This is a genomic window from Gilliamella sp. Fer4-1 (assembly GCF_001690515.1).
Lineage (GTDB): Bacteria > Pseudomonadota > Gammaproteobacteria > Enterobacterales > Orbaceae > Gilliamella > Gilliamella apicola_C.
On sequence record NZ_LZGZ01000323.1, the window covers coordinates 15819 to 27480 of the forward strand.

Annotated in this window: 9 protein-coding genes; all 9 read left to right on the forward strand. The window is 37.3% G+C overall.

The genetic code is table 11. From position 1 onward, the window contains the following. Window positions 1–66: 66 nt before the first annotated feature. The 9 genes from A9G30_RS10840 (at window position 67) to A9G30_RS10880 (ending at window position 11014) form a co-directional block, all read left to right on the forward strand. The gene (locus tag A9G30_RS10840) at window positions 67–615 is read left to right on the forward strand and encodes a hypothetical protein (protein WP_065588969.1); all 549 of its coding nucleotides are present in this window, start codon (window positions 67–69) and stop codon (window positions 613–615) included. A 415-nt stretch (window positions 616–1030) separates the two neighbouring features. Next, window positions 1031–4099, forward strand: a complete 3069-nt coding sequence (gene fdnG, locus A9G30_RS10845; RefSeq protein ID WP_081295827.1) for a formate dehydrogenase-N subunit alpha — start codon at window positions 1031–1033, stop codon at window positions 4097–4099. Window positions 4100–4116: 17 nt separating this feature from the next. Beyond that, window positions 4117–5091: a formate dehydrogenase subunit beta gene (gene fdxH / locus A9G30_RS10850; protein WP_081295828.1), complete on the forward strand. Its 975-nt coding sequence runs from the start codon at window positions 4117–4119 to the stop codon at window positions 5089–5091. Continuing rightward, window positions 5084–5776, forward strand: coding sequence for a formate dehydrogenase subunit gamma (locus A9G30_RS10855; protein ID WP_065567375.1), 693 nt, complete (start codon window positions 5084–5086; stop codon window positions 5774–5776). The genes fdxH and A9G30_RS10855 overlap by 8 nt, the downstream gene beginning before the upstream one ends. Window positions 5777–5887: 111 nt before the next feature. Next, window positions 5888–6805 (forward strand): formate dehydrogenase accessory protein FdhE, encoded by a 918-nt coding sequence (fdhE, locus tag A9G30_RS10860; RefSeq protein ID WP_065588970.1) that lies wholly within the window; start codon window positions 5888–5890, stop codon window positions 6803–6805. 183 nt (window positions 6806–6988) lie between these two features. After that, a complete protein-coding gene (locus tag A9G30_RS10865) occupies window positions 6989–7945 on the forward strand; it encodes an ABC transporter substrate-binding protein (protein WP_065567377.1) in 957 nt (318 codons plus the stop codon). 292 nt (window positions 7946–8237) lie between these two features. Next, complete coding sequence (locus tag A9G30_RS10870; protein ID WP_065583039.1) at window positions 8238–9215, forward strand: ABC transporter substrate-binding protein; 978 nt, start codon at window positions 8238–8240, stop codon at window positions 9213–9215. A 57-nt stretch (window positions 9216–9272) separates the two neighbouring features. Then, a complete protein-coding gene (locus A9G30_RS10875) occupies window positions 9273–10217 on the forward strand; it encodes an ABC transporter permease (RefSeq protein WP_065567379.1) in 945 nt (314 codons plus the stop codon). Window positions 10218–10219: 2 nt separating this feature from the next. Continuing rightward, window positions 10220–11014 carry an ABC transporter ATP-binding protein gene (locus A9G30_RS10880; RefSeq protein WP_065567380.1) on the forward strand — a complete coding sequence of 265 codons (795 nt, stop codon included), beginning with the start codon at window positions 10220–10222 and terminating at the stop codon, window positions 11012–11014. The last annotated feature ends 648 nt before the right edge of the window (window positions 11015–11662 follow it).

The window sequence follows — 11662 nt, forward strand, 5'->3', positions numbered from 1 at the left end:
GTCGATAAGCAATCAAACTGATAGCAAAAATGAGACAGCAATGTGCAAACTTCAGGATAGTAATCAATGATTGATTTTACTGCTGATATTATTAGTTATAAATCAATGGCTAATATTCAAATTGGTGATAACATTCTTTCTTATCTCGATGAAATGTATCAATATTTTGATGTTAACTACCAAGAACACGAGCTTCATTTTTCAATGGGTGAGATGACTAGACAGAGTTTTTATTCATTAAATGATGATACATTGACGCTAACAACCACATTTGATGGCGATATCATTGGCATAGGATGCAACCAAAACTACCAAGGTAAATACCTGAATCAATATAAAAATGAATTATATGCCGGTATTACCATGGAAGAGCTATGCTCTTTGAGCAAATTTCAGAAGATTGTATATGGCACACTGATTGTTGATAACGATTATGGCTTATATTTTACGTTACCCTCGCCTTATGACGAAATTGCCGACACGCTAAAAGACATCCCCTATGATTTAAAGCTAAATGAAATTTACGTAGCGGATAATTCCAGCTGGCAGCTTAAGCCACAAAAAAAGAAAAAGCCTAAAAAGCGCAAAATTGCCAAACCTTATTCTTATTTTTAATATTAATAAGCAATAATCTAATATGCATTACTAATTAGATGCTGTGACTTAACTATGTCCACTTAAAACACTGCTAAAGTGCCTATTATCAGATAAGAATGCACGAAAGAAAGAGCTGGCTAAACCATTTAGTTAATATTTTTAACTTGTCATAATCAAATCGAAAGCTTGTCAAATTAAGGTGTATATTTTACCTACAACTTATTTATATCAATATGATTTCCTTTTCATATTTTCGGCAATTAAAACGAGCATGAGCTTATTTTTTGACATATGTCAAACTTTGGTAATTCATACTGGCATTTTCCTTTATTTCTGCATAAGAAACGATTATTATTGATATAAATAGGAAAGTTTATAGCTTTAAAAATATAATAAATTAAATAATGTAATGTCAGTTTTCTAAGGAGTCCATATGCTATTTAACCGTAGACAGTTCTTTAAGATCTGTGCTGGTGGTATGGTAGGAACAACCGTCGCCACATTAGGACTCGCTCCAAATGTGGTGCTCGCACAAACTCGCCAATTTAAATTACTCAAATCAAAAGAAACCCGTAATAACTGTACCTATTGTTCTGTTGGATGCGGAATGTTACTTTATAGTCGTGGAGATGGTGCAAAAAATGCTGAATCATCTATTTTTCACGTAGAGGGCGATCCCGATCATCCTGTCAGCCGAGGATCACTTTGTCCGAAAGGGGCAGGTGTACTTGATTTTATAAAAAGCGAACAACGTGTTAAATACCCAGAATATCGAGCCCCAGGCTCAGATAAATGGCAACGCATTAGTTGGGATGAAGCGATTGACCGCATCGCTCGTTTAATGAAAGAAGACCGAGATAAAAACTTTATTGAAAAAAATGAGAATGGCACCACAGTAAATCGCTGGACAACCACAGGCTGGCTTGTTACATCAGCGGCTAGTAACGAAACGGGTTGGTTAGCATTTAAAGTTGCTCGCGCTTTAGGTATGTTAAGCCTTGAAACCCAAGCTAGGGTTTGTCATGGTCCTTCTGTATCAAGTTTAGCTGCCACCTTTGGTCGTGGCGCTATGACCAACAACTGGAATGATATCAAAAATGCTAACGTTGTTATCGTGATGGGAGGAAATGCTGCAGAAGCTCATCCTGTTGGTTTTAAATGGGCAATAGAGGCAAAAATTAATAATGGTGCAGAATTAATTGCAATTGATCCGCGTTTTCATCGAACCGCTTCGGTTGCAGATCATTATGTCCCCATTCGTGCGGGCTCTGACATTGCATTTTTGCTCGGTATTATTAATTATCTTATTACTAATAATGAAGTTAATTTCGACTATTTAGTCACACACAGTAATGCTAGCTTAATTGTGCGTGATGATTTTAATTTTGACGCAAATAGCGGTTTATTTAGTGGCTATGATGCAACTAACCGCCAATATGATCAAAGCAGTTGGGCATATCAAAAAGATGAAAATGGTTATGCCCTTCGGGATAAAACACTAAGCCACCCTCGTTGCGTTTGGAATCTATTAAAACAGCATGTTAGCCGTTATACCCCTGAAATGGTAAATAAGGTCACTGGTAGCCCAATTGAAGGGTTTTTACATGTTTGCCGTTCACTCGCTAGCACAAAAACCCATGATAGAGCCGCAACCTTTTTATATGCATTAGGTTGGACGCAGCATACTTATGGTACACAAATCATCCGCACAGCGGCGATGATCCAACTGATCTTAGGCAATATAGGTGTCATGGGGGGGGGAATTAATGCGCTACGCGGGCATTCAAATATTCAAGGATTAACCGATGTCGGCTTGTTATCCAATCGTTTACCAGCCTATCTTGATTTGCCAAAAGATTCTCAAGTTTCACTTACTCAGTATTTGGAAGAAAAAACACCAAAACCACTTGGTCCAAGTGAAGTCAATTTTTGGGGAAATTACCCAAAATTCTTTGTCAGTTTTATGAAGTCGATGTATGGTGATAAAGCGACTATAGATAATGATTGGGGATTTGATTGGTTACCCAAATGGGATAAAACCTATGATATCTTAAGATTCAGTAAAATGATGCGTGATGGTCAGGCTAATGGCTTTATCTGCCAAGGTTTTAATCCTCTTGCTGCGCTACCAGATAAAAATAGCATCCGTGACGGCTTATCTAATTTAAAATTTTTAGTTAGCATTGACCCAATGCCAACAGAAACGGCTGAGTTTTGGAAAAACCATGGTGAATCCAATGATGTTGACTCTAGCAAAATTCAAACAGAAGTCTTTAGATTGCCGTCAAACTGTTTTGCTGAGGAAAACGGAACAATAGTGAACTCTTCTCGCTGGCTACAGTGGCATTGGGCAGCAGCTCGCCCACCTTATGAATCTTTATATGATCCTGAAATTATTGCTCGTATCTTTTTAAGAATTAAAGAACTATATGCTCAAGAAGGGGGAGCCTATCACGATCCAATTGATAACTTAGTTTGGGACTATGAAGATCCTCAAGGGCCAGCGGCTGAAGAATTAGCCAAAGATTACAATGGGCGTGCGCTGGCTGATATCACTGATGCCAATGGCAATGTGATTCTTAAAAAAGGACAGCTACTCAGTGGCTTTTCACAATTAAAAGCAGATGGTACAACATCATCAGGCATTTGGATATTCTGTGGCTCTTGGACTGAGCAAGGCAACCAAATGGCACGACGCGATCCAAGTGATCCATCAGGTAAAGGTATTCATGCAGGTTGGGCTTGGTCATGGCCGATGAATCGACGCGTACTTTATAATCGCGCTTCAGCAGATGAAAACGGTAAGCCGTGGGATCCTAAACGAGTTTTAGTAAAATGGAATGGCTCAAGCTGGGTTGGTAATGATGTGCCTGATTTTACTGCAACATTATCACCAAATGCAGGGGCAGGCGCTTTTATTATGAATAACGATGGTTTAGGTGGATTGTTTTGCTTAAACCGATTAGTCGATGGCCCATTCCCAGAACATTATGAACCGTTTGAAACACCTATTACTAATAACCCATTACATCCAAATCAAGTAAGTAGCCCTGTAGCACGTGCATTTAAAGAAGATTTGGAACGCTTAGGAAAGGCTAGCCAATTCCCTTACGTGGGCACGACGTACAGCATTACTGAGCATTTTCATTTTTGGACGCAACATGCAAGGCTGGCTTCAATTACTCAGCCCGAGCAATTTGTTGAACTAAGTGAAAATCTTGCAAATAAAAAAGGCATAAAGGTAGGTGATACCGTAAAAGTGACGTCATACCGAGGTTATATCAAAGCGAAAGCCGTTGTCACTAAACGACTCCCGACATTAACTGTTGATGGTAAACAAATCGAAACCATTGGAATTCCAATTGTTTGGGGATTCACTGGTCAGACAAAGAAAGGATTTTTGGTTAATGAATTAACACCACATTTAGGTGATGCGAATTCACAAACACCAGAATATAAATCATTTTTAGTCAATATCGAAAAAGTCACCACAGCGGCATAAGGGAGGAAAACTATATTATGTCATTACAAACTCAAGATATTATTCGCCGCTCTGCAACCAATACATTAACTCCAGCGCCACGGGCTCGCGATTATCAACAAGAAGTAGCTAAATTAATTGATGTGACAACGTGCATTGGCTGTAAAGCTTGCCAAGTAGCTTGTAGCGAATGGAACGATCTTCGAGCTGAAGTTGGTAATACCGTTGGTGTTTATGACAATCCTGCAGATTTAGAACCCAAAGCATGGACTGTCATGCGATATTCAGAAGTTGAAGTTAACGGCAAATTTGAATGGCTTATTCGCAAAGATGGCTGTATGCACTGTTCTGATCCTGGGTGCTTAAAAGCTTGCCCATCAGAAGGTGCTATTATTCAATATGCTAATGGTATTGTGGATTTTCAATCTGAACATTGTATAGGTTGTGGTTATTGTGTCGCAGGTTGCCCATTTAATATTCCCCGAATTAGTAAAGAAGATAATCATTCATATAAATGTACTTTATGCGTAGACCGTGTGGCAGTTGGGCAAGAACCTGCTTGTGTAAAAACATGCCCAACTGGCGCCATTCATTTTGGTACAAAACAAGATATGATTCGCCATGCAGAGAATCGAATTATAGACTTGAAAAAACGGGGATTTGCACAGGCTGGGCTTTATGATCCACAAGGCGTAGGCGGAACTCACGTTATGTATGTTTTACACCATGCAGATCAACCTGAACTTTATCATGGCTTACCTAAAGATCCGCAAATTAGCGAAGTGGTTAAATTCTGGAAAGGTATTTGGAAACCGCTATCGGCGGCAGCATTTATTGCAACATTTGGCGGCTTACTATTCCATTATATGGGAGTGGGCGCAATTGAGGTAGATGAACAAGACATTGAACAAGAAAAAGAAGCCGATAACCAAGCTCGAAAACGCCTAGGTTTACCCATTTTTCGGCGTAAACATAGTTCCCCATTGTCACAACAGGAGAATCATCATGAATAAGCAAAACATGATATTAAGAACCCCTCTTCTTGTTCGCTTCTGTCATTGGTGCATGGTTTGCCTTTTCATTTTAACGGCACTATCGGGGCTATCCTTGTTTTTCCCATCCATTAAATTATTTGGGTTGGTGCTCGGCACTCCACAGTTAGTCAGAGCATTACATCCCATTATTGGTTGTATTGTCTTTGTACTGCTGATGTTTATGTTTTTAAAACTTGCTCATCATAATATTCCAAATAAACAAGATCTGTTATGGATAAAAAACTTTAAAAAAGTGATTATGGGTAAAGAAGAAGGTATTCCCATTGGTAAATATAATGTCGGTCAGAAATTTTTATTCTGGTGCATTATGAGCTTAATTTTGGTCTTGTTTGTAACTGGAATGATCATGTGGCGACGATACTTTTCTGATTATTTTCCAATACCAGTTGTGCGTATTGCGATATTCTTTCACTCGCTTGCTGCTATTGGCTTAATTTTACTTGCTATTGGTCATGCTTATATGGCAATTTGGGTTAAAGGATCTATTAAAGGAATGATAACAGGCTATGTATCACGAGCTTGGGCTCGCAAAAATCATTCGGCTTGGTATGAAGAAGAAATGGATAAAATTTATCAAAATGAACTCAATACAAAAGCAAAGTCTGAAGTAGAATCAGCGGATGTTAAACATAAACCAGCATGATAACACTCTCTATCTCTAATTGTATTTACCGCTGATAGTTACTATCAGCGGTATTATTTTAAAAGCAAAAAACCAGTGACAATCGAAAATCACAATCAATGAGCATTTATAATGAATATAAAAATCATTCCTCAAGATCAACTTGAACAACAAGCAAGTAGCTCCGTTATTCGGCAAATTCCATTACTTTTATATCCATCACCTAAAACACTTTATACGCATCGAGTCGAGCGTTTGAAAAGCCTTGCAAACAATAGCCCAATTAGCGATTATTTAAACTTTTGTGCAAAAATTGTTGAACAACAAGCCGATTTAATCAAGCAAAAACCTATAGATATTGATGTAGCATGTTTATTAAATAGTGAGCATCCCCCGCTAAGCCTAGATAATTTACCACTTACAAATACGTGGCAAGATTACTTAGCATCATTGTTGGACTCATGTGCCAACACAACAGAGCAAATTACTTTAGTCATCGAGCAACTAAAAAAAAATAGCTCTCAAGCGTTGCAAAATAAAGCAATACATTTACTTACAGGTGAATTTGATCAAGTTAATGGCGATGAAACAATTTTTATTTGGTCAGCTTTATCGGTTTACTACTGCCAACTGGCCAGTCAAATCAAAGGCAAAGCCATCGCAGAAAATATAGACAAACTTTGGTTGTGCCCAGTTTGCAAAAGCATGCCCTCAGCCAGTGTTATTCAATTAGGTAGCCACAGTGGTTTACGCTATTTACATTGTAGTTTATGTGAAAGTGAATGGTACGTACCTAGAATTAAGTGCACCTGTTGCGATAATATGAAGGATATACAATATCTGTCACTAGAACAGGAACTTGCAGCAACTAAAACGGAGTGTTGTGACACTTGCCATAGTTATTTAAAAATATTTGATCAAGATAAAGATCCCCATATTGAAGTCATCGCTGATGATATTGCATCATTGATTTTAGATATAAAAACAGAAGAAGAAGGTTTTGCTAAAAGTGGCGTTAATCCGTTTATATTTGCTCAAAAGCAAGATTAATACACAAAAAACTAAAAATTAAGATTTCTTAATGAATATAAAAATAGCGGCAAAACGGCTGGGTGAATGGTTTATTGTTACAATATTATCGTTGATAAGCTCATTTATTAATAAAATACAACTTCACTTTTTAGCTTGATAAAGTTAAACTGGCACCATTGTACTAGTTTGTGAGTTCTTATTATGAAACGCTTTTTGTTATCGCTGATAATTCTTTTAGTTACGCCTTTTTTTAGTTTTGCAGATACAATAAAAAATGTCGCTATTACCGCGATTGTAGAACATCCATCTTTAGACCAAATCCGTGATGGTGTTAAAGATGAATTAACAGACAATGGCTATAAGTTAAACGAAAATTTAACGGTTCAATACAAAAGCGCACAAGGCAGCAGCGCAACTGCTGCACAAATTGCCAGACAATTTGTCGCAGCAAAACCTGATGTTATTGTCGCAATTGCCACACCGAGTGCTCAAGCAACTGCGGCTGCCACCAGACAGATCCCGGTGGTTTTTGCCGGTATTACAGATCCAATTGCAGCCAAGTTAATTAAAAACTGGCAACCTACAGGTACAAACATCACTGGCGTTTCAGATTATCAAGAAATAGGGCCACAAATCGACTTTATAAAAAAAATCGTACCCAATGTTAAATCGGTAGGATACATTTATAGCCCAAGTGAAATTAACTCAACTGTGGTATTAAAAAACCTACAAGCACTTTTATCGCAACAAAATATCAAATTAGTTGCGGTACCTGCTCAGCGAACCGCTGATATCTCAACTGCCGTCAATACATTAAAAGGAAAAGTTGATTTAATCTACACAACAACCGATAACAATGTTGTTTCAGCTTATGAGTCATTAGTAAAATTTGCTAATGAAAATAAAATCCCGCTGTTAGCCTCTTTCCCTGATGCAATTGAACGAGGCGCTGTTGCCGCATATGGCATGAGTTACTATGATGTGGGACGCCAATCAGGCAAACTTGTTGTTCGAATCTTACAGGGTGAAAAAGCAGGTAACATTGCTCCAGAAATAGGACAATCATTACGTCTTGCCATCAATATTGGTGCTGCTAAAAAACAAGGTGTAACATTGTCTCCTGAAGTTATCCAATCCGCTTACAAAGTCATAGACTAATAATTAATTCCAATCTATTGTAACCAACAAAACTTTGCTCATTTCGGTGGGCAAAGAGCTAGGTTATACATAATTAATTTAAGGTCAATAATATTACCGACAGCCTCGGGCTAATAAAATAACAAAATTTTATCCACACAACAAAGTGTACTTTAGTTTCATCAATCAACATTTAATGTAAAAAAATGTTTACATTTACAGCTATTTTTTAACTCTAGAAAATTATCTAAATTTGCTTTATAGTAGCTTGGAATTTATCTTAGTTGTAAATAAAATATTACAGGAGTGCCATATGCGTAATTCTATTATAAAATTTTTTATGCTACTTAGCTTATCATTGGCAGTATTTAACTCTTCAGCAGATCCTAAATCTGAGCAAAAATTTGTGGCTATTACCGCAATTGTTGAACATCCAGCATTAGATAATGTTCGTCGAGGTGTTGAGGATGAACTAAAAGATAGCGGTTATATTGCTGGCGAAAATTTAAAATTACACTTTGCAAGTGCACAAGGTAGTAGCGCTAATGCAGCGCAAATCGCTAAACAATTTGTAGCTAACAAACCTGATGTTATTGTTGGCATTGCGACACCAAGTTCACAAGCTTTAGTTGCGACAACCAAACAAATTCCAATTGTTTTCACTGCCGTTACCGATCCTGTAGCAGCAAAATTAATTCCTAGTTGGAATGCATCAAAAACCAACGTAACTGGGGTGTCTGATGCGTTATCATTAGATGCTCAAATTGACATGATGCTAAAAATTAAACCTGATGCTAAAAATATTGGTTATGTTTATAGCCCAAGTGAAATAAATTCAACAATTATACTAAAACAATTACAAGTTAAGTTAGAAAAACGAGGTATGAAAATAATAGCTGCCCCAGCTCAACGTACTTCGGATATATCAACAGCCGCAAGAAGTTTAAAAGGTAAAGTTGATATGTTTTATACCACGACTGATAACAATGTGTTTTCTGCCTATGAAGCGCTAGTAAAAATAGCAAACGAAAGCAAGATACCTCTTTTAGCATCAAACCCAGAATCAGCAGAACGTGGGGCGATTGCTGCTTTGGGAATGAGTTATTATGATCTTGGTCGTCAGGCAGGTAAAATTGTTATCCGCATACTGAATGGTGAAAAACCCGGTGATATCCCATCACAAGTGGGCAATGTTACTCAACTAACGATAAATAAAAAGGCGGCTGAACGCCAAGGTGTTACGTTATCTGATGATATATTGAAATCAGCGGCAAAAATTGTCGAAAAATAATGTTACTCTTTTATAACTATGCCGCCATTTTGGCGGTTAACTTGAATGGATTTTTTCATGTCTTTTGAATTTTTATTAGGCTCAATTGGAATTGGGCTTATTTATGCCTTAGTGAGTTTAGGTGTATTTATCTCATTTCGTTTACTTGACTTTCCTGATCTGACGGCTGATGCCAGCTTCCCTCTTGGTGGCGCAATTTGTGGATTATGCATTTATATCGGTATCGATCCTTGGATTGCGACGTTATTCGGTATGCTTGCTGGTTGCCTTGCTGGCGCAATGACAGGCATACTGTATGTTAAGCTCAATATTCTACAATTACTTTCGAGCATTATTGTAATGATAGGGCTTTATTCTATTAATTTAAGAATATTAGGTCTTGCACCTTATATTATGGATGAAACACCAAGAATGGCAGGTTCACCTAACCTTTCTTTACTGGATGCCAAAACCATATTTTCACCATTTATTGCTGATGATTACAGTAATCAATATATTATACAACCGCTTTTGGTGCTGGGATTTGTCATTGTGTGTTGGGCATTACTCAATTTATTTTTGAAGACCCAGATAGGATTAGCATTAAGAGCGACGGGAACCAATCAACGAATGGCAAAATCCCAAGGCATACCAACTGGAGGAATAACCATCCTCGGTATGGCAATATCAAATGGCTTAATTGCACTTGGTGGATCGTTATTTATACAAACTCAAGGTGGCGCAGATATTACCATTGGTGTTGGAACAATTGTCATCGGGCTTGCTTCAATTATCCTGGGTGAAAGCATCTTTCCAACAAAACGTATCTGGCTTGTTATGCTTTCAGTTATTTTAGGCTCTATTTTGTATCGCTTATTTATTGCTTTTGCATTAAGCAATGAATTCCTACAAACAATCGGCGTTGGAACAGAGGATCTAAATCTGATTACCGCAATATTGGTTGTGCTAGCTCTTGTGGTACCAAAACAACTGAAAAAACACGCTAAAAGAAGAGGGAAATAAGCATGATTAAAGTTGAACAATTACAATTAACTTTTAATCAAGGTACACCAATTGAAAATTATGTGCTACGAGGATTAAACCTAAAAATTAGTGAAGGCGAATTTGTTACCATAATTGGTAGTAATGGTGCAGGAAAAAGCTCATTGCTCAATGTAATTAGCGGAGATCTATTTGCTGACTCAGGTAGTGTTGTTATCAATGAACAAAATGTAAGCCACTGGCCAGCATGGAAGCGGGCTAGCATGGTGGCACGAGTATTCCAAGATCCTATGGTTGGAACTTGTGAAAACTTAACCATCGAAGAAAATCTGGCTATTGCTTACAATCGAGGACATCGTTTTACTCTCGCTTCAGCACTTAATAACAATATCAGATCAATATTTAAAGAAAAACTGGCGACTTTAAATTTAGGGCTTGAAAATCGATTATCGGATATGATGGGTTTACTTTCTGGTGGTCAAAGACAAGCTATTAGTTTGTTAATGTCAACATTAAAACCCTCTAAAATATTATTGCTTGATGAACATACCGCAGCACTTGATCCTAAAACAGCACAGTTTGTTTTAGATCTGACTGATAAAATTGTTTCAAAAAACCATTTAACGACGATGATGGTAACCCACTCAATGAAACAAGCATTGGAATATGGAAATCGAACAGTCATGCTGCATCAAGGTCAAGTTGTACTTGATGTATCAGGTGAACAACGCGCAAAATTAACCGTAACCGATTTATTAGATATGTTTGAAAAAACACGCGGTGAAAAAGTGACTGACGATGCATTGCTTTTAGGTTAATAATAAATAAAAAAGTAATATTTCAAGCAGAAATATTGCTTTTTGTTAATTAGATTTGTTAGTTCTGACGTAATCTGCCTGTGTTAGCTCAAACCTAATCTGACAGCTACTAGTTTTTATTTTGTGTCTGTCAGATTAAAAAGTTTATGGATAAATTCGACCGACACCTTGTAAATTGCCAACATAAAACGTATTTTGTGAATCAAGTTATCCTTGCCAAAGTATTAGACAAAACTCACTGCTATAAAAGTGTTATTTAGGTCATACGACTTTTCATATTGCTTAGGCGATACCCAGTTATTAACTCCGTGTCGGCAAACCTACTTATAATCGGTTTTGATATAGGCGAATAGGCTTTATTGGCTTCTTCCTTGTTTTGTTATCATCATGAATCATGGGTGTTAACGGATGGAAAAACTTTCAGCAATGGCATTATTTCAACAATTGCCCGTTTGCTTCAGACTTTGGCTAAGTCCATACTGTAACACTAATCTGTAACACTAATCGCTTAAAATTAGCGTTGCGATATTGGTTTTTTTGCCACTAGGTCGTCGCTTTCCTTTGAAAAATGGACGACAAAATAAGGTATTTTGGAGCGTGGTACAAACTAAATACTGATCAATATACTTAATGTATTAATCAGTAAAC

Coding starts and splice junctions, on each gene's coding strand:
- A9G30_RS10855 (WP_065567375.1), top strand. CDS start 5,084: ATGAATAAGCAAAACATGATATTAAGAACCCCTCTTCTTGTTCGCTTC.
- A9G30_RS10870 (WP_065583039.1), top strand. CDS start 8,238: ATGCGTAATTCTATTATAAAATTTTTTATGCTACTTAGCTTATCATTG.
- A9G30_RS10840 (WP_065588969.1), top strand. CDS start 67: ATGATTGATTTTACTGCTGATATTATTAGTTATAAATCAATGGCTAAT.
- fdnG (WP_081295827.1), top strand. CDS start 1,031: ATGCTATTTAACCGTAGACAGTTCTTTAAGATCTGTGCTGGTGGTATG.
- A9G30_RS10865 (WP_065567377.1), top strand. CDS start 6,989: ATGAAACGCTTTTTGTTATCGCTGATAATTCTTTTAGTTACGCCTTTT.
- A9G30_RS10875 (WP_065567379.1), top strand. CDS start 9,273: ATGTCTTTTGAATTTTTATTAGGCTCAATTGGAATTGGGCTTATTTAT.
- A9G30_RS10880 (WP_065567380.1), top strand. CDS start 10,220: ATGATTAAAGTTGAACAATTACAATTAACTTTTAATCAAGGTACACCA.
- fdxH (WP_081295828.1), top strand. CDS start 4,117: ATGTCATTACAAACTCAAGATATTATTCGCCGCTCTGCAACCAATACA.
- fdhE (WP_065588970.1), top strand. CDS start 5,888: ATGAATATAAAAATCATTCCTCAAGATCAACTTGAACAACAAGCAAGT.